We start from the raw sequence: 18,656 nt of genomic DNA on the forward strand, positions 1-18,656 counted from the left end.
GAGGGGCGCCGAAGGCACCCCTCTCAAGATCAGGCCGCTTCGAGCGAGGGGTAGTCGGTGTAGCCCTTCGCGCCTCCACCGTAGAAGGTATCGCGGTCGGGCGTGTTGAGCGCGGTACCGGACCGGAAGCGTTCCACCAGGTCGGGATTGGCGATGAACAGACGCCCGAAGGAGACGAGGTCGGCGCGGCCGCTGGCGACAGCCTCCGTTGCCGCATCCCGATCATAGCCATTATTCACCATCCAGCCTGCCTTGCCGCCGGCATTGCGATAGGCGTTGCGGAAGGTGTCGTAGTCGAACGCAGTTCCTTCGTACTGGAAGCCGCGCTCACCACCGGTCGCTCCTTCGATAACATGGATGAAGGACAGGTTGCGCTTGGCCAGTTGCTCGGCGACATAGTTGAACAGCGGCTGGGGGTTCTCGTCCGAAATCCCGTTGGCGGGCGTCGTCGGAGAAAGACGAATGCCGGTGCGGCCGGCGCCGATTTCCGCAGCCACGGCGTCGACGACTTCCAGCAGGAAGCGGGAGCGGTTTTCGATAGATCCACCGTAGTCATCGGTGCGCTCGTTCGCGCCGGTCTTGAGGAACTGGTCGACCAGGTAGCCGTTAGCGCCGTGGATCTCGACACCATCGAAGCCGGCCTCGATCGCGGCACGAGCCGCCTTGCGGAAATCATCGACGATGCCGGGGATTTCGGTGGCTTCCAGGGCCCGCGGTTCCGACGTCTCGACGAAGGTGCCGGTGCCGTCCTCGTTGATAACATAGGTCTTGGACTTGGCGGGGACAGCAGACGGTGCGACAGGCAGGCTGCCGTTCGGCTGCAGGGAGACATGCGAGACACGGCCGACGTGCCAAAGCTGGGCGACAATCTTGCCGCCCTTCGCATGGACGCCTTCAGTAACCTTCTTCCAGCCCTCGACTGCCTGCGGGAGGTAGAGACCGGGCACATCGGCGTAGCCCTGGCCCTGCTGGCTGACGGGCGTGCCTTCGCTGATGATCAAACCGGCGGTAGCGCGCTGTTCGTAATACGTGGCATTCAGGTCGTTGGGGATCGCCTGCGGGGAGCGGTTCCGGGTGAGCGGTGCCATGGCGATACGGTTGGCGACATCGATGTCACCGATCCTGATCGGGTCGAAGAGACTGGTCATGGAAGTCCTTTCCTTGGGAGGATGCTGTGAGGTAATCAGAGCCTGTCTTTCAGCTCAGAGAGGAAAGCCTGGATCGCTGGCTCGTTGCGGCGATAGAAGGACCATTGGCCGACACGGCTGATCTCCACCAGACCAGCCCGGTCGAGGGCGGCCAGATGGGCCGAGACTGTCGATTGTGAAAGACCACAGCGCTTCTCGAACTGCTGCGAACAGATGCCCATCTCCAGTGGATGAAGCTGGGAGGTGAAATGCTTCTCCGGCTCCCGCATCCAGTTGAGGAATTCCAGCCGCGTGGGATGGGCCAAGGCCTTCAGGATATCGACGTGATCAATCGAGGTTATATCGTCCATAGGCGATATATAGATCGAACTTTTCCGATTTTAAGAGGCAAAAAAGAGGGCCGGGAGAAAACTCCAGGCCCGAGGTGTGAAGGTCAAACCTCCAGAGGGGAACAGCTGAAGCGGCAACTGCAGGTTGCCAAGTCCAGCCAACCCGACGCAATATGGGAGGCTCGTTTTAATCGGCAAGAGCCGGGCCAGCATCGGGGCAAAAAAAAGGGCCACCGGATCGCTCCAGGGCCCTATAAGTGTGAAGGTCAAAAAACCTCCAGAGGGGAACAGCTGCTGCGGTGGAACTGGGAGGAAAGCCACCATGTGCATCAGCTGTGTGCGATATGGTGGTTTTTTGTGCACTGAACAATGGTCAAAACTGCAGGCCAGCCATGCAGCATGCGCAGGACTTGGGCATCTGCCCAGTACAACTTCTCAGAAGTTCCAGTTCCTCGCCTTGGCGACGATGAAGTCGCGGAAGACCTTCAGCTTCGCGGCGTTCTTCATCTCGTCCGGATAGCAGAAATAGGTATCGAAGGAGGGGATGTCGGCCGCGAGCGGCAACTGGATGAGCCCCGGATCGCGGCCGACGATATAGTCCGGCAGGACGGCGATGCCGATCCCCAGGAGGCAGGCTCTCTTGATAGACGTCTGACTATTTATCTGAAGGTGAGGTGCCCGCGGATTGTCGGAAGACCGCCCGGCGTTTTCCAGCCAGTTCACGTCGAGGAGGTAGTTCGGCGCAGGTTCACCGAAAGTGATGATGCGGTGATTGTCGAGGTCTTCGATCGTGTGGGGCTCGCCGAAGCGATTGATGTAGGAGGGCGCCGCATAGACATGCATGTGCACCGTGAACAGCTTGCGCTGAATGAGGTCGGACTGCTGCGGCTGGCGCAAGCGAATGGCGCAGTCGGCATGGCGCATGTTGACGTCGAGTTCCTCGTTGTCGAGGAGGAGCTGAATCGACATCTCCGGATAGAGCTGCAGGAACTCCTGGACCTTGTCCGTCAGCCAGCCTTGGCCCAGACCGACGGTGGTGGTGACGCGGAGCTTGCCCGACGGCTTTTCCGTCGTCTCCGTCAGTTGCATCTTGACCGTCTCAAGCTTCAGCAGAACGTCGTGGGCCGTCCTGTAGAGGAGCTCGCCCTGCTCGGTCAGGATGAGACCGCGCGCATGGCGGTGGAAGAGTTTCACGCCGACATCCTGCTCCAGCGCGCTGACCTGGCGGCTGATGGCCGACTGGGACAGATGCAGCTTGTCGGCGGCATGGGTGAAGGAGCCTGCTTCAGCCGCTGCGTGAAATATCCTCAGCTTGTCCCAGTCGAGAGGTACCCCCATGCTATCCGGTCACTCCGCGGCCTGAACGATCGGCTGGATGCCGGCAAGATAGCGTTCCGCCTCGAGCGCGGCCATGCATCCCAGGCCCGCGGCCGTGATGGCCTGCCGGAACGTATCGTCGGTGACGTCGCCCGCTGCAAAGACGCCTGGAACGCTGGTGGCGGTCGAGTCCGGCGCCGTCCAGAGATAGCCGTTCGGCTTCATCCGGAGCGTGTCCTTGAACAGTTCTGTCGCCGGCGCGTGGCCGATTGCGATGAAGACACCGTCGATTGCGTGTTCGCTCACTTCGCCGGTCCGCGTGTCGCGCAGCCTTACGCCATTGACCGAAGGCGGCATCGGAGGCTTGGCCGGCTCGCCGGTAATCTCGGCGATTTCCGTGTTCCACAGGACCCTCACGTTCGGTCGCTGGGACAGGCGTTCCGCCAGGATCTTCTCGGAGCGGAAGCTGTCGCGGCGATGGACGACGGTCACCGTCCTTGCAATGTTGGAGAGGTAGAGGGCTTCCTCGACCGCGGAATTGCCGCCGCCGACGACGATGACGTCCTTGTTGCGGTAGAAGAAGCCGTCGCAGGTCGCACAGGCGGAAACGCCGAAGCCCTGGAAGCGCTGCTCGCTTTCGATGCCCAGCCACTTCGCCTTCGCGCCCGTTGCAATGATCAGCGTGTCGGCGCTCCAGACGGCGCCGGAATCGGTCCTGACGGTAAAGGGACGGCGAGTCAGTTCAACTTCGGTAACGAGGTCGTTGACGATCTCGGCGCCGACATGGACTGCCTGGTTGAGCATCTGCTCCATCAACCAAGGTCCCTGGATCGGGTCAGCAAAGCCGGGATAGTTCTCGACATCGGTCGTGATCATCAGCTGGCCGCCCTGTTCCATTCCGGCGATCAGGACGGGTTTCAGCATGGCGCGCGCCGCGTAGATCGCGGCCGTATAGCCGGCAGGGCCGGAGCCGATGATGAGTACTTCAGTATGGCGGGCAGACATCGAATTTCCTTTCAGCGGGGCCGATCGTCGCGCGGTCGCGCTTCCTCATATAAGGAGGCCGATGCCAATCTGCCGCTCTTACTGCCATTTAAGGGTGATCCATGCGCTACATCAAGGGCAGCCTTGCGTTAACAACAGATCAGTTGGCACGACGGAGCGGATATGCCTGCGCACATTCTTGCGTTCAAGCGGCTTTCGGCTAAAAGCTTCGGGAAAACGAAGGGGATGACCGTGCTTCGCGCCGACCTGGACGCCATCGACATCAAGATATTGCGCGAACTTCAACGCGACGGCCGGATGACCAATGTGGAGCTGGCCGAACGGGTGGGGATATCCGCCCCGCCTTGTCTCCGGCGCGTGCGCAAGCTCGAAGAGGGCGGGGTGATCCAAGGCTATCACGCGCTGCTCAACGGGCCGAAGCTTGGCTTCGATCTCGTCGCCTTCTGCATGGTCGGCCTGAAGCGGCAGGCCGATGCCGACCTCAAATCCTTCGCGAAGCGTGTGGAGGCCTGGCCGATCGTGCGCGAGGCCTGGATGGTGTCCGGCGACAGCGATTTCCTGCTGCGCTGCACGGCCGAAAATCTGACCGTATTCCAGAACTTCGTGATCGAGGAGCTGACGGCGGATGAGCACGTCGATACGGTGCGCACCATGCTGACGATCCGCCAGGTGAAGCAGTTGGGGCTGGTGGAGGTGTAAGACGTCCCTCGGGGTGGGGCTTCAATCCCACCAAGCGTTTCTTTGGCGGTGATGGAGGGCCCGTAGCCGGCTATAGGCGGTGTCGTGTTCCTGAAGACGCGCGAATACCTCGGCGGCCAACTCCCCTGCAGGACCGTGAGCGAAGTAAGGTTCTAGCCTCCAGCGCATGTTGCGAAGCGTATCGTCAATGCCGACGTTGATGAAAGTTAACCCGTCGAACAACGCGCGATAGCCATTATTGACCCGCTTGATGCGCTCTTTCTGTACTGTTGTGCTCTCCCCACAGTGAATGAACCGGTCGGTCTCGCAGACCTTGATCGTGTTGACGAGAAGGGATGTCATCATGGCAGTAGCCCGCGTGAGAGGATCTTCGTCGTGATCAGCAAAGGTGTCGGCAGCTGATACCAGCCATCTCAGATCCGATCGCTCGCGAAGAAAGGCGCTTTCCCGCTCCCAAAGAGCCCGGAAACGCCGATAATTCTCGTGGGTGTCAAATTCGCGGCGGACCAACACGATCAACTTGGCATGATGGAAAAGAAGTTCGGGTTTTCCGGCGAACTGGATGCGCAGGTTGTCCATATGCTTGTCGAGTGACTTGATCTGGCCCATTTCGGGCGTTCTAATATCAGCTTCGACCAGCGTAGATTTCAGTTGCTCAAGGTCTTCGGGTAGATCCGAATGCTTGCGCCCACCCCATCTGCGTTGATGACGCGTAAACGAGAAGAAGCTTTCAAACCGGGTCTTTTTTCTGGGCATTAAGCTTTCACTCCCGCGGGACGCGGTCTCATCGTATCGGGTTAGACGCCATCCGACATCCAGGCTCGCCGCAGCCAGTCCACGTTGCCGATACGGCGATACCACTTCTGCCCGCCACCGGCCAACACCTCGCTCATTTTCGGATTGCCGGCGAACACAATGATACGTGCGCCTGACGGGGGAGCGGGATTGGCAAAAAAGCTCTTCAGGTAGCGAGGCACGCAAGCATTCTTGAAGCTAACGCACCATTGCGCCGGCCAGTAGCGTAGCTCCCCGTCCTTGAAGACGCGGTCGCTAAGGAATTGCTGCTCATGCTCGAATTCGACGGCGGCCTGTCCGGGATCGGCCAAGTAGTCGTCCAGAATGTGCGCATGTTTTCCGAATTCGAATCGGAAGACCGAGCTGTTGCCCACCATCGCGAGGAAGCGGTTACGGCTTGGGTTTATCTTCCTCAGCGGCTTCGAGCGGAACAGGTCGTCGTCGCGAATGATGAAGAACTGCCCTTCAAGGTCGAAAAACGGGTCGATGTCGTCGATGATGACAAGGTCAAGGTCGAGGAAAAGCGTGGGACCTGCAAGTCCGGCCAGATCGGCGGCCAATATGGAGAGCTTCCGCCAGCGAAGGTCCGTTTCGCCCTGACGCATCTGCAGAAGCGGCAGGGGCTGTACATCGATCTCGGGGTTCAGTCCGCTTGCATCGTCGGTGAAGCAGACGAAGCGGTGTGGGCGCCGAAGGTGCCTAGTGACGCCGTTGAAGAGATTGTTCACGTAGTCGGGACCGTAAAGGGTCCCCCACTTCATGCAGATGACGTTGACAGGATCATCGGGATTGGAAGAGGCCATAGGATGCCGACGGGAGACTGAGGGACGAATTAGGTAACCAGTCGGTTAGAGACTGATCATTGCGCTGTAAACCCTCTCAAGCGCCTGAGCTTCTCCACGAAGTGCAAAATTTCCACGGACATGCTCCAGCCCGTTCCGTCCATGCTCTTCGGCGAGGCCTGGATCGGCCAGATATGGTTCGATTGCATGGCGCAGCGCGTCGTAGTTTCCGGCAGGCACAACGGCTCCCGTCTCGGCTACAACGATCTGCTCTGCGTAGGCGCCGGCGTCGCTTGAAACGACAGCTGTCTGCGAAGCCATGGCCTCCAGCGGGGTAAGCCCGAAACCTTCGTTGCGGGAGGGGGCGACATAGAGCGTCAGGCGGCGGTACCATGGTTTGATGTCGTCGACTTCGCCCAGGAAACGGATGCGGTCCGAGAGGCCGGCTTCGGCGACGGCCCGCTTCAAATCGTCCCCGAACGCCTGGTGCTCGACCGTCACCCGTCCACAGACGACGGCCGTCCAGTCGGGGTGCTGAGGCAGGAGTTCGATCATCGCCCGGACGAAGAGATCCGTTCCCTTCTGATGGCGAACACGCCCGAAGCAACCGATCAGGAACCGGCCCGGCAGTCCGGTCGCGGCGATTGTGTCGTCCTCTGACCGGGGAGGATGGAAAACGTCGAGGTCGATGCCATGCCGGATGACGGTATGGGGCACTTCCAGGAAGGAGCCGGAGCGGGCGCTGGTCGCGACCACCGCATCCATCTGCCGGATCAGCCACTTCGTATAGCGGGAGTGATTGCGTTGTGCCGCGGAGGTGAACAGGAGCTTCAGCGGCATGCGCAGCACGGATCGCATCAGGATGCCGGGCAGCATTTCGCTGTTGCGCCGGGCGTGCCAGACGCGGAAATGCGTGCCTGCTGGGCGTTTCCAGAGCTCCGGCAGTTGCGCCCATCGCATCTTCGGCAGGCTGTCGGGAAGTCCGGGACCCAGCGTGACAATGCCACGGCCGAGGCGGACCTGTTCAGGCACGAGCTGGACCACAGTCGATGTCACGCCGGACAGGCGCCGCTTGAAATGCGGCGCGATCACCGTGATGTCTCTCAGGGAGGGCAAGGGGGCGTCAGCCCCAGCTGACAGAGAGGATCTCGTAGCCCTTTGCGCCGCCCGGCGCATTGACCTCGATCGAGTCGCCGGCTTCCTTGCCAATCATGGCACGGGCGATCGGCGAGGAAACGGAAATCCGTCCCGCCTTCACATCGGCCTCCTGGTCGCCGACGATCTGATAGGTCTTCTCCTCGTCCGTGTCCTCGTCAACGAGCTTGACGGTGGCGCCGAACTTGATCTTCGAGCCGGACATCTTTGTCAGATCAATCACTTCGGCCCGCGCGATAAGATCCTCCAGCTCGGTGATCCGGCCTTCGTTATGGCTCTGGGCTTCCTTGGCCGCGTGGTACTCCGCATTCTCCGAGAGGTCGCCATGGGCGCGTGCCTCTGCGATCGCCTCGATGATGCGGGGACGCTCTTCCTGCTGGCGCCAGCGCAGTTCTTCCTGCAGCTGGGTGAAGCCATTCTGCGTCATCGGTACCTTTTCGACCATTTCCTTGCCCTTCACGATGCGACCGCGCTCGCCGCGGCCACAAAAAGAAACAGGTTCCGGAGTGAAACTTCGGAACCATCCACACATCAGAATTTCTGGAACTATAACAGAGATCACCGCGAAAGTTCCAGCATTTTCGAGATGGGGTAGGCTGCGCCGGTTTCAAGGTCCCGGCTGACTTGCGGCTGGTCCCTTGACCCAGCGCAAAAGAACATATAGTGAACGCACTAATGAAGAAGTCGCTAAAAGAACGATTGGCCATTCTCTCCGACGCCGCCAAATATGACGCGTCCTGCGCCTCCAGCGGTACCGTGAAGCGAAGCTCGCACGCTTCCGGCGGATTGGGCTCCACGGAAGGATCGGGTATCTGCCATGCCTACGCACCGGACGGTCGCTGCATCTCGCTCCTGAAGATCCTGCTTACAAACTTCTGCATCTATGACTGCGCCTATTGCATCAACCGCTCGTCCAGCAATGTGGAGCGGGCGCGGTTTACGGTGGAGGAGGTGATCTGGCTGACGCTGGAGTTTTACCGGCGCAACTACATTGAGGGCCTGTTCCTGTCCTCCGGAATTATTCGCTCCTCCGACCATACGATGGAGGAGATGGTGCGGATCGCCCGGGAACTGAGAACGACCCACAACTTCCGGGGCTATATTCATCTCAAGTCCATTCCCGAGGCGTCGCCGTATCTGATCGAGGAAGCTGGTCTCTATGCGGACCGGCTGTCGCTCAACATCGAACTTCCAACCGATGCCGGTATTACCAGATATGCGCCGGAGAAGCAGCCGGACGGCATTCGTCGCTCCATGGGCGAACTGCGGCTCAAGATCGAGGAAATGAGCGAGCCGACGCTGCAGACGAAGCGAAAACGCCGGTTTGCTCCTGCCGGACAGAGCACACAGATGATCGTCGGCGCGGACGGCGCCAACGACGCAACGATCCTCGGAACGAGCGCGCGGCTCTATGGAAGCTATGGCCTGAAGCGCGTCTACTATTCCGCCTTCAGCCCAATCCCTGACTCGTCGAAGAACCTGCCGCTGATCAAGCCGCCGCTGATGCGCGAGCATCGGCTCTACCAGGCGGACTGGCTCTACCGGTTCTATGGGTTCGAAATCGGCGAGATCACGTCGGCGCGCGCAGACGGTATGCTCGATCTGGATCTCGATCCCAAGCTCGCCTGGGCGCTGGGGCATCGCGACCGGTTTCCAGTGGACGTCAATCGTGCCGACCGGGAAATGCTTCTGAGAGTGCCGGGACTCGGCACCAAGACGGTGAGGGCAATCCTTTCGGCGCGCCGGTTTTCGCGGCTGCGGCTGGACGACCTGAAGCGGCTCGGCGTGTCGCTGAAGAAGGTGCAGCCCTTCATCACCGTCGACGGCTGGACGCCGCACCGCCTCGTTGACCGGCCGGATCTGCGGGCGATGTTCGAGCCGAAGCCGGAACAGTTGTCGCTGCTCTGATGTATACGGTCACGCTGGAGGGCAGGGGCGATCTTGGCGAGTGGCGGGAGGCTGCGCGTTTACTGCTCCAGGCGGGTGTCTCGCCGGAAGAGGTGATCTGGCAGACGCCGGAGACGGCCGGCGGTCTTTTTGCCGACCAACGCCAGGACCTGCCTGCGCCGACACCGGAGGCGGGCGTTGTTTCTGTACCGCCCGACTTCATCAAGCTGGCGGGCGGCGTTATCTGCCACAGTAATCCGCGACGTTTCGCGCTGCTCTACAGGCTCCTCGTCCGGCTGGCGCGCGACCGATATACACTGGCAATGGCGGCCGATGTCGATGTGGTGGAAGCACGGCAGATGGCGAAGTCCGTCGGGCGTGATTATCACAAGATGACGGCCTTCGTGCGTTTCAAGGAATTGCCGCTGCCATCGGGAACGGCCGGACGGCGGCGCTTCGTCGCCTGGTTCGATCCGGATCATTTCATCGTCGAGCGGGTCGCTCCGTTCTTCCAGCGCCGGTTCAACGACATGGACTGGCTGATCGCGACACCCAAGGGATCAGCGTCCTGGGATGGCGAGACATTGCGCACGACGACCGAGCCGGCGGAAAAGCCGGATCTCAAGGACGAGACGGATGATCTATGGCGGACCTATTATGCATCCATCTTCAATCCTGCTCGATTGAAGGTGAAGGCGATGACGGCCGAGATGCCCAAGAAATACTGGAAGAACCTGCCTGAGGCGGAGCTTATTCCGGGTCTTATCGCCAATGCCGAGCGCAACGTGCTGGAGATGGCGGCAAAGGCTGCAAGTGAGCCCCTGCCGTTTCACCATCGGCTTCAGGCTGCCGCGGCAAGCGTGCCGCCGGTTGCATCGGCTCCTGCGGGAACACTGGAGGCGGTCAGGCAAGAGGCGCGACACTGCACCCGTTGCCCGCTCCACTGCATGGCGACGCAAACCGTCTTCGGGCAGGGGCCGGAGCAGGCGAAGGTGATGGTGGTCGGGGAGCAGCCGGGCGACCAGGAGGATCTTGCCGGCAAGCCCTTCGTGGGGCCGGCGGGGCAGGTGTTCGATAGTGTTCTGCAGGAGGTGGGACTTGATCGGCATTCTCTTTACGTCACGAATGCGGTGAAGCACTTCAAGTATGAGGCGCGTGGCAAGCGGCGCATCCACCAGAAGCCGAACCAAGGCGAGATCCAGCAATGCCGCTGGTGGCTGAAGCAGGAGCTTGATCTGGTGCAGCCGAAACTGATCGTCGCCATGGGAGCGACGGCCTATTTTGCACTGACGGACGAGAAGCAGAAGCTTGCGGATGTCCGAAGCAAGCCGCTGACCATGGAGGATGGACAGATCCTCTTTGCGACCGTCCATCCGTCCTATCTGCTGCGCATCCCTGACCCAGACCTGAAGGCGAAGGAGATGATCCGCTTCCGTCAGGATATCGAGTCCGTTCAAACGCTTGCGGCAGGCTTTGCATGAACCGGTTGAGCTGCGCCCGGTTCAGTGGGATGCCAATGCGCTTTCGTCGATCCGGGCTGCGGCATAGACGCGGCGGGCAAGCAGGGCGAGGAGAAGCAAGGTGGCGGTGGCGACGATGCAACAGAGCGAGAAGCCCAGCGCGAAGCCGCTCTTTGCCGCCGAAAGCCAGATGGCCGACGCCGAGATTGGAAGCTGCTGGGCAGTCTCCACTGCACCGGCGAGTGTCTCCGACACTGCTTCCGCCTGCTGGGCGTTGAGCCCCCTAAGATCTGTGCCGTTCATCGCCGTCCGGTAGACGAGCGTTGCCAGGCTGCCGAGGAGGGCGACGCCGAGCGCTCCACCAAACTCGGCGCTTGTCTCCGAGATCGCCGAGGCTGAACCCGCCCGCTCCGGCGGCGCCGTGCCAACGATCAGACCGGTGGTCGTCAGGATGACGGGAACGAAGCCGAGGCCGATGATCATGCTGGCGCCGAGGATGCCGAGCAGGCTCTCTGAGTAAGCCGCGACGGCCATGGCCGCCGTGCCGACCGCGTTCACCACCAGCCCGCCGAGGACGGTCCTGATCGGGCCGAAGTGGTTTGTGAAGCGGTAGGCCTGCAAGGACATGATCGTGAACACCAGGGCTGACGGTGCGGACCAGAGGGCGGCCTTCAGGGGTGAGAGCCCGAGCACGAGCTGAAGGAAGAGGTTCTGGAACAGGAAGACGCCGAAGACGAAGAAGATGCCGGCGAGATTGACCAGCAGAGAGGCATTGAAGGCGGGATTCCGGAACAGGGCGAGGTCGATCAGGGGATCGGAAAGCCGCTTCTGGCGCCGAATGAAGACGGTGCCGAAGAAAAGCCCGACAGCAAGATACAGCAGCTGCATGAGCTCGAACCCGTCAGCGGCCATGTGCTTGATGCCGTAGATCACGGGCAGAACCGTCGCCAGCGACAGCAGCACGCTCACGAGATCGAGGCGGCCGGCGTCGTCGCTCTTGTACTCCGGCAGCAGGAACGGCGCGACGGCCAGGAGCACCAGCATGACCGGAATGTTGATGAGGAAGACCGCACCCCAGTGGAAGTATTGAAGCAGCAGTCCGCCGATCAGCGGGCCGACGAGACCTCCCAATGCGAACGCCGTGCCCCAGATGCCGATGGCCCTGTTTCGCTCCGCTTCATTGCGGAAGAGGTTGACGATCAGCGAGAGGGTCGAGGGAGCGATCGTCGCTCCGGCGATACCCAACAGCGCTCGTGAGGCGATCAGTTGCCCGGCTGTCTGCGAAAAGGCGGCGAGGGCCGAGGCGACGCCGAAGGCGAACGCTCCGATCAACAGGACCCGCCGCCGGCCGATACGGTCGCCGAGGGTTCCCATGGTCATCAGGAAGCCTGCGACCATGAAACCGTAGATGTCATTGATCCACAGGAGTTGCGCCGCCGACGGATCGAGATCGGCGACAATTGCAGGCACTGCCAGAAACAGCACCGACAGATCCATGGAATAAATCAGGCAGGCGATCGACAGGACGGACAGGCCGATCCATTCGCGCCTGCCTGCATGTTGAGGCGTTTCAACAGGTGCCGCCATCGTTGTTCTCCCGGAAAAACCGGCGGAGATTTCATCGAAAAGGGGCGCTTGACAAGTGTCAGATCTGGCAAGCGCCGACCATCGCTCAGGCTTGTGTCAGCGGTGCCGTGACATAGGCGTCGAGCCGCGCCAGTGTCTGCCTGCCGCCTTCGACCGCGCCGAACTTCATCGATTCTTCGCGTGCTTCCGGTGTGGGGAAGATGAGGGTGATCGTGATGCGGGTTCCTTCGCCTTCGGACGTAAGAGTAATGGTGCCCTCGAACCACGCGGGCTCTCCGATCTCGGCTCCATGGTCATAGGCAATCCGGCCGGGCGGGGTGATCTCCTTGTAGCGGATCCAGTTCGGCCAGTCCTTGTCCGGACCATGCATCGTGTAGCGCCAGAGGCCACCGACGGAAAAGTCCATCTCGTGCGTTTCAGTCCTGAAGCCATCGGGGCCCCACCATTGATCGAGGTGTCTCGCCTCCGTCAGCATCTTGAAAACCAACTCCCGAGGGGCCTCGATGAGGCGATCGACTGCGATGATCCGGTTTCCGTCCTGTACTGTCGTCATGTCAGCGTCCTTCGTTCAGCTGTTGAGGAGGGCTTCGAGGCGGTCGAAATTCTGCTCGTTCGCAGCGGCAATGAACTTCTTGAGCTGCAGGTTTTCTTCGGTCGGCTCGAAGAGCATGCGCCAATGGAGCCGGGTGCCGCCGCTTTCGCCGACGAACCGCATCTCCATGGTGTAGACGTGCATGGGGAGGTGATGCAGGAAGACGATCCGCTCGGTGGGCACGACTTCTTGGAATGTCGAGTGGTTGTCGAAGTCGGTGCCGTTCGAAGCCGTCATCGTGATGCGCCAGTCGCCGCCCGGGCGGAAGTCGAACTGGTCGATCCGGTTCGTGAAGCCGTGCGGCCCCCACCATTGCGTCAGCTTCTCCGGGTCGGCGAAAGCGTCGAAGAGGGTAGGCGGGTCGACCTCGAACAGGCGGTCGTTGAGAATTTCCATCTTGTCGCTCATTCTTGCTCTTCCTTCTCTTCCGTCTTCAATGTCGCGAGATAACCCTCGAGCCGATCCAGCCTGTGTTCCCAGAGGGAGCGGTAGTCGCCGAGCCAGCCATCGACGGTCTTCAGAGTATCGGGTTCCAGCCGGCAAGGGCGCCACTGTGCGCTGCGGCTGCGGGAGATCAGCTTTGCACGCTCCAGAACCTTCAGGTGTTTGGAAACGGCGGGCAGGCTCATGTCGAAGGGTTCGGCCAGCTCGTTAACGGTCGCCTCTCCCCTTGCCAGCCGCGCGAGGATGGCGCGGCGCGTGGGGTCGGCAAGGGCGGCGAATGTCTGCGAAAGGGCATCAGCCATGATTAGCCATCCAGTTAAATAACTGAATGGCTAAATACAGCAGAAAAAGAAACCGGTCAACAGCAGCCGACCGGTCTCTAAATGCTGGTTAGAAGTAGTTCTGCAGCGGGCGAACCTCGAGGTTGCCGGCCTTCAGCGCCCGGATCGCCATGGCAGCCGCCTCGGCGCCGGCCATGGTGGTGTAATAGGGCACCTTCTGCATCAGCGTCGCGCGGCGCAGCGACTTGGAATCCGAGATCGCCTTGTTGCCGTCGGTCGTGTTGATGACGAGCTGGACCTGACGGTTGCGGATGGCGTCCTCTATATGCGGACGTCCTTCAAGCACCTTGTTGATCTTGGTCGCGGCAATGCCCTGTTCGGCCAGAAAGCGCTGGGTGCCGCCGGTCGCGAGAACCTTGAAGCCGATCTCCGTCAGGATGCGGATGGCCGGCAGGACGCGCTGCTTGTCCTCGTCACGGACCGATACGAAGACCGTGCCGTCGCGCGGCAGTTCGACGCCGGCGCCGAGCTGGCTCTTGGCGAAGGCCAGCGCAAAATCGGTATCGAGGCCGATGACCTCGCCGGTGGAGCGCATTTCCGGCCCGAGAAGCGTGTCGACGCCGGGGAAGCGGGCAAACGGGAAGACGGCTTCTTTGACGGCGATGTGCTTCAGGTTGCGCGGGTCGGGCTTTGCCCCATAGGCGCCGATCGCTGCGTCCAGCTTCTCGCCAGCCATGATGCGGGCAGCGATCTTGGCGATCGGGGCGCCGATGGTCTTCGCAACGAAAGGCACGGTGCGCGATGCGCGTGGATTGACTTCCAGCACGTAGATCGTGCCGTCCTTGATGGCGTACTGCACGTTCATCAGGCCGCCGACATTGAGCGCCTTGGCAAGCGCCGTCGTCTGGCGTTCCAGTTCGTCCACCGTCTCCTTCGAGAGCGAGCGGACCGGCAGCGAGCAGGCCGAGTCCCCCGAGTGGATGCCGGCTTCCTCGATATGCTCCATGATGCCGGAGACGAAGACGCTCTCGCCGTCGCACAGCGCATCGACGTCCACCTCCACGGCATTGGTCAGGTAGCTGTCGAACAGCAGCGGGTTCTTGCCGAGCAGGGTGTTGATCTGGCCGGTCTTGTCGTTCGGGTAGCGCTGCTTGATGTCTTCGGGGACAAGGCCCGGAACCGTGTCGAGCAGATAGGTCTGCAGCATGGATTCGGAGTGGATGATCTGCATGGCCCGGCCGCCGAGAACGTAGGATGGGCGCACGACCAGTGGGAAGCCGATCTCGGCCGCCACGAGGCGCGCCTGCTCCACTGAATAGGCGATGCCGTTGTTCGGCTGCATGAGGTCGAGCTTCATCAGGAGCTTCTGGAAGCGATCGCGATCTTCGGCAAGATCGATCATGTCGGGCGCCGTGCCGAGGATCGGGATGCCGTTCTTTTCCAGCGCTTCTGCAAGCTTCAGCGGGGTCTGGCCGCCGAACTGGACGATGACGCCAACGACTTCGCCCTTCTCCTGCTCGGCGCGCAGGATTTCGATCACGTCTTCCGCAGTCAGCGGCTCGAAGTACAGACGGTCGGAGGTGTCGTAGTCGGTCGAGACCGTCTCCGGATTACAGTTGATCATGATCGCTTCGAAGCCGGCGTCCTTCAGCGCGAAGGCGGCGTGGCAGCAGCAATAGTCGAACTCGATGCCCTGGCCGATGCGGTTCGGGCCGCCGCCGAGGATGACCACCTTCTTGCGGTCGGAAACTTGCGCTTCGGAGCGCAACGCGCCGACGAAGGGCGTCTCGTAGGTGGAGTACATGTAGGCGGTGGGTGAGGCGAATTCGGCGGCGCAGGTGTCGATCCGCTTGAAGACCGGGCGCACGTTCAGACCGTTGCGCAGTTCGGCAACCTCCTTCGGACGCTTGCCGGAAAGGCTGGCAAGGCGGGCGTCGGAGAAGCCCATGGCCTTCAGCATGCGCAGGTTCTCGGCGTCGGTCGGCAGGCCGTGCTCGCGAACGCGTGCTTCCATGTCGACGATCGCCTTGAACTGGCTGATGAACCAAGGATCGATCTTGCAGCCTTCGTGAACGTCGGCCTCCGACATGCCCATGCGCAGCGCCTGGACGACCATCCGCAGGCGATCCGGGGTAGGGGTGCCGATGGCGGCACGGATGGCGTTGTTGGCGTTTTCGCCATCTTCGAGACCCGGGATTTCGATCTCGTCGAGGCCGGTAAGGCCGGTTTCCAGGCCGCGGAGCGCCTTCTGCAGCGATTCGGCGAAGGTGCGGCCGATCGCCATGACCTCCCCGACCGACTTCATGGCGGTGGTGAGCGTCGGCTCCGCGCCTGGGAATTTTTCGAAGGCAAAGCGCGGGATCTTGGTGACGACGTAGTCGATCGACGGCTCGAAGGAGGCAGGCGTGGCGCCGCCGGTGATGTCGTTTTCCAGCTCGTCCAGCGTGTAGCCGACGGCGAGCTTGGCCGCGACCTTGGCGATCGGGAAGCCGGTGGCCTTGGAGGCAAGTGCCGAGGAGCGCGAGACGCGCGGGTTCATCTCGATGACGACGAGGCGTCCGTCCTTCGGGTTGACGGCGAACTGGACGTTGGAGCCGCCGGTTTCCACGCCGATCTCGCGCAATACCGCGATCGAGGCGTTACGCATGATCTGGTATTCCTTGTCCGTCAGCGTCAGTGCCGGCGCGACAGTGATGGAGTCGCCCGTGTGGACGCCCATCGGGTCGATATTCTCGATCGAGCAGATGATGATGCAGTTGTCCGCCTTGTCGCGGATCACCTCCATCTCATACTCCTTCCAGCCGAGCACCGACTCCTCGATCAGGACCTCGGTTGTGGGCGAGGCGTCGAGGCCGGATCCGACGATCTCGAAGAATTCGGAGCGGTTGTAGGCGATGCCACCGCCAGTGCCGCCGAGCGTGAAGGAGGGACGAATGATAGCCGGCAGACCGACAACATCGATTGCCTGGGCGGCGATCGCCATGGCATGGCTCATGTAGCGCTGCTTGCGATCGGTCTCGCCGAGGTTCCACTGGTTCTCGAGTTCATCAAGCGCCTTGTCCAGCGCGTCACCGGAAAGGCTTGCCCGCAGCTTCGCGCGTTCCGCTTCGTGTGCGTTGCGATCCTTTTCCTTTATCTCAGTCGCGTTGGCGAGCATAGACTTCGGCGTCTCGAGCCCGATCTTCGCCATCGCCTCGCGGAAGAGGGCACGGTCCTCGGCCTTGTCGATGGCTTCCGGCTTGGCACCGATCATCTCGACATTATAGCGGTCGAGGACGCCCATGCGCTTCAGCGAGAGCGCCGTGTTCAGGGCCGTCTGGCCGCCCATGGTCGGCAGGAGTGCGTCCGGACGCTCCTTGGCGATGATCTTGGCGACGACTTCGGGCGTGATCGGCTCGACATAGGTCGCGTCGGCGAGACCCGGATCCGTCATGATGGTCGCCGGGTTGGAGTTGACCAGGATCACCCGGTATCCTTCCTCGCGCAGCGCCTTGCAGGCCTGGGTGCCGGAATAGTCGAACTCGCATGCCTGGCCGATGACGATCGGACCCGCGCCGATGATGAGGATCGATTTGATGTCTTGGCGCTTGGGCATAGCTTCTTTCCGTTTCCTGGCTGCGCGAAAAACCGGCCAAGGTGGAAGGTTCACCGGCCGGGCGCATGAGCTTGGTCTTTTGAGGCTAGACGCGGCTTATAGGCAAATGTCGAGGCGAACGGAACCCCATAATTTGCCAAATCGACAGGAATTGATGGCGCCCAAAATGCGCAAGGGAAGAGGAATTGCATACAGCCGTACTGCGGGCCCGTTCATTGGCATGGACAGGACGAATCCGCAGGAATAGACCTGCAGTTTTCCGCGGCATGGCGACGCAGCCGCGTACTGCATGGAGAAGACTTCATGGTCGATGCCACCTCTCAGCCGATCGGCACGCCAGCGACCGCCGTGGCCGAGAAGACCGTCCTGCCGATCATCCTGGCGACGAGCTTCTGCCATATGCTCAACGACATCATGCAGTCGATGATCTCGGCGATCTACCCGATGCTGAAGGCCGACTTCAATCTTGAGTTCTGGCAGATCGGCCTGCTGACGCTTGCCTTCCAGTGCACCGCGTCGCTGCTGCAGCCGATCATCGGGACGATCACCGACAAGAAGCCTTATCCCTATTCGCTGCCCATCGGTATGGGCTCGACCTTTCTCGGCCTGCTGCTGCTGGCCGGATCCCATACCTACGTGATCCTCGTGCTTGCCGCGGCCATGGTCGGGATCGGCTCCGCCGTCTTCCACCCTGAGGCATCCCGAGTCGCCCGTCTCGCCGCCGGCGGCCGCTATGGCTTCGCCCAGGCGACCTTTCAGGTCGGCGGCAACTTCGGCCAGTCGATCGGGCCCCTGCTTGCGGCTTTCCTGATCGTCCCGAACGGGCAGGGCAGTGTCGCCTGGTTTTCCGGCATCGCACTGCTCGGCATCATCGTGCTCACCTGGATCGCGCGCTGGTACAAGGCGCACATGCTCGCCAGCAAGGGACGCAAGAAGGCGCTTCACGCCCACAGCCTTCCCAGACGCGCGGTAGTGATTGCGCTCGTGGTGCTGACGATCCTGACGTTCTCGAAGAACGCCTACATGGCGTCGATCAGCAGTTACTACACCTTCTTCGTGATCGAACGCTTCGCGGTCACCGTGCAGCAGTCGCAGATCATGCTCTTCGTGTTCCTCGGTTCGATTGCGCTCGGCACCGTTGTTGGCGGTCAGGTCGGCGACCGGTTCGGGTCGAAGGTGGTGATCTGGATCTCGATCCTCGGCGTGCTGCCCTTCACCCTGGCGATGCCCTTCGCCAACCTGCCGATGACGATCCTTCTTTCGGCAATCATCGGCTTTCTCATGGCCTCCTCCTTCCCCGCCATTGTGGTGATGGCGCAGGAGCTCGTTCCGGGGCGGGTGGGCATGATCGCCGGCATTTTCTTCGGCATCGCCTTTGGTGTCGGCGGCATCGCCGCAGCGCTTCTCGGCGTGCTCGCCGACAGCTATGGCCTTTCCACGGTCTATACCATTTGCGCCTTCCTGCCAGCCCTGGGCCTCCTGACGATCTTCCTGCCGGGAAAGAGCGCCCTGCGGGTCGCCTAGAACGGTAGGTGACAGGGGACTGGATCGTCTTTGCCTTCGCCGCGTTGTATGGTCCA

General features: G+C 61.5%; 17 protein-coding genes. 4 read left to right on the forward strand and 13 right to left on the reverse strand.

Going from position 1 to position 18,656, the window contains the following annotated elements:
• Nucleotides 1-29: 29 nt before the first annotated feature.
• From ACEPP2_RS04500 to trxB, 4 genes are all read right to left on the reverse strand, one after another.
• Nucleotides 30-1,148, reverse strand: coding sequence for an alkene reductase (locus ACEPP2_RS04500; protein WP_395515911.1), 1,119 nt, complete (start codon nucleotides 1,146-1,148; stop codon nucleotides 30-32).
• Between the two features lie 35 nt (nucleotides 1,149-1,183).
• On the reverse strand, nucleotides 1,184-1,498 hold the full coding sequence (locus ACEPP2_RS04505) for an ArsR/SmtB family transcription factor (RefSeq protein WP_395515912.1): 315 nt from the start codon (nucleotides 1,496-1,498) through the stop codon (nucleotides 1,184-1,186).
• A gap of 414 nt (nucleotides 1,499-1,912) precedes the next feature.
• Nucleotides 1,913-2,815: a LysR family transcriptional regulator VtlR gene (locus ACEPP2_RS04510; protein WP_077546711.1), complete on the reverse strand. Its 903-nt coding sequence runs from the start codon at nucleotides 2,813-2,815 to the stop codon at nucleotides 1,913-1,915.
• 9 nt (nucleotides 2,816-2,824) lie between these two features.
• Nucleotides 2,825-3,799: a thioredoxin-disulfide reductase gene (gene trxB, locus ACEPP2_RS04515; protein ID WP_395515913.1), complete on the reverse strand. Its 975-nt coding sequence runs from the start codon at nucleotides 3,797-3,799 to the stop codon at nucleotides 2,825-2,827.
• Between the two features lie 231 nt (nucleotides 3,800-4,030).
• Here trxB and ACEPP2_RS04520 point away from each other — a divergent pair, with 231 nt between their 5' ends.
• Complete coding sequence (locus tag ACEPP2_RS04520) at nucleotides 4,031-4,498, forward strand: Lrp/AsnC family transcriptional regulator (RefSeq protein WP_077546902.1); 468 nt, start codon at nucleotides 4,031-4,033, stop codon at nucleotides 4,496-4,498.
• A 21-nt stretch (nucleotides 4,499-4,519) separates the two neighbouring features.
• Here the strand turns inward: ACEPP2_RS04520 and ACEPP2_RS04525 are convergent, their stop codons facing one another.
• The 4 genes from ACEPP2_RS04525 to greA all read right to left on the reverse strand — a co-directional run bounded on the left by ACEPP2_RS04525 (nucleotide 4,520) and on the right by greA (nucleotide 7,675).
• Nucleotides 4,520-5,254 carry a hypothetical protein gene (locus ACEPP2_RS04525; protein ID WP_395515914.1) on the reverse strand — a complete coding sequence of 245 codons (735 nt, stop codon included), beginning with the start codon at nucleotides 5,252-5,254 and terminating at the stop codon, nucleotides 4,520-4,522.
• Between the two features lie 41 nt (nucleotides 5,255-5,295).
• Entirely contained in the window at nucleotides 5,296-6,054 is a 759-nt protein-coding gene (locus tag ACEPP2_RS04530) for a hypothetical protein (protein WP_395515915.1), read from the reverse strand.
• An 87-nt stretch (nucleotides 6,055-6,141) separates the two neighbouring features.
• Complete coding sequence (locus ACEPP2_RS04535) at nucleotides 6,142-7,191, reverse strand: glycosyltransferase family 4 protein (RefSeq protein WP_395515916.1); 1,050 nt, start codon at nucleotides 7,189-7,191, stop codon at nucleotides 6,142-6,144.
• Nucleotides 7,192-7,198: 7 nt separating this feature from the next.
• On the reverse strand, nucleotides 7,199-7,675 hold the full coding sequence (gene greA, locus ACEPP2_RS04540) for a transcription elongation factor GreA (protein WP_281976794.1): 477 nt from the start codon (nucleotides 7,673-7,675) through the stop codon (nucleotides 7,199-7,201).
• A gap of 230 nt (nucleotides 7,676-7,905) precedes the next feature.
• Between greA and ACEPP2_RS04545 the strand changes: the two genes are divergently transcribed.
• Both ACEPP2_RS04545 and ACEPP2_RS04550 read left to right on the forward strand, forming a co-directional pair.
• Entirely contained in the window at nucleotides 7,906-9,138 is a 1,233-nt protein-coding gene (locus ACEPP2_RS04545; protein WP_281976795.1) for a putative DNA modification/repair radical SAM protein, read from the forward strand.
• A complete protein-coding gene (locus ACEPP2_RS04550) occupies nucleotides 9,138-10,598 on the forward strand; it encodes a UdgX family uracil-DNA binding protein (RefSeq protein ID WP_395515917.1) in 1,461 nt (486 codons plus the stop codon). The genes ACEPP2_RS04545 and ACEPP2_RS04550 overlap by 1 nt, the downstream gene beginning before the upstream one ends.
• Before the next feature lie 21 nt (nucleotides 10,599-10,619).
• Here ACEPP2_RS04550 and ACEPP2_RS04555 read toward each other — a convergent pair whose 3' ends face one another.
• From ACEPP2_RS04555 to carB, 5 genes are all read right to left on the reverse strand, one after another.
• On the reverse strand, nucleotides 10,620-12,164 hold the full coding sequence (locus ACEPP2_RS04555) for an MFS transporter (protein WP_395515918.1): 1,545 nt from the start codon (nucleotides 12,162-12,164) through the stop codon (nucleotides 10,620-10,622).
• An 85-nt stretch (nucleotides 12,165-12,249) separates the two neighbouring features.
• Nucleotides 12,250-12,717, reverse strand: a complete 468-nt coding sequence (locus tag ACEPP2_RS04560; RefSeq protein ID WP_395515919.1) for an SRPBCC domain-containing protein — start codon at nucleotides 12,715-12,717, stop codon at nucleotides 12,250-12,252.
• A 15-nt stretch (nucleotides 12,718-12,732) separates the two neighbouring features.
• The gene (locus tag ACEPP2_RS04565) at nucleotides 12,733-13,164 is read right to left on the reverse strand and encodes an SRPBCC domain-containing protein (protein WP_395515920.1); all 432 of its coding nucleotides are present in this window, start codon (nucleotides 13,162-13,164) and stop codon (nucleotides 12,733-12,735) included.
• On the reverse strand, nucleotides 13,161-13,502 hold the full coding sequence (locus ACEPP2_RS04570; RefSeq protein WP_395515921.1) for an ArsR/SmtB family transcription factor: 342 nt from the start codon (nucleotides 13,500-13,502) through the stop codon (nucleotides 13,161-13,163). The genes ACEPP2_RS04565 and ACEPP2_RS04570 overlap by 4 nt, the downstream gene beginning before the upstream one ends.
• Nucleotides 13,503-13,590: 88 nt before the next feature.
• Nucleotides 13,591-17,076: a carbamoyl-phosphate synthase large subunit gene (gene carB, locus ACEPP2_RS04575; RefSeq protein WP_395515922.1), complete on the reverse strand. Its 3,486-nt coding sequence runs from the start codon at nucleotides 17,074-17,076 to the stop codon at nucleotides 13,591-13,593.
• Nucleotides 17,077-17,379: 303 nt separating this feature from the next.
• On the opposite strand from carB, the gene ACEPP2_RS04580 reads away from it, so the two are divergent.
• Complete coding sequence (locus tag ACEPP2_RS04580) at nucleotides 17,380-18,600, forward strand: MFS transporter (RefSeq protein WP_281976800.1); 1,221 nt, start codon at nucleotides 17,380-17,382, stop codon at nucleotides 18,598-18,600.
• Nucleotides 18,601-18,656: the final 56 nt, after the last annotated feature.

It is taken from the genome of Pseudorhizobium flavum, assembly GCF_044142885.1.
In the GTDB taxonomy this organism is placed as follows: domain Bacteria; phylum Pseudomonadota; class Alphaproteobacteria; order Rhizobiales; family Rhizobiaceae; genus Neorhizobium; species Neorhizobium flavum.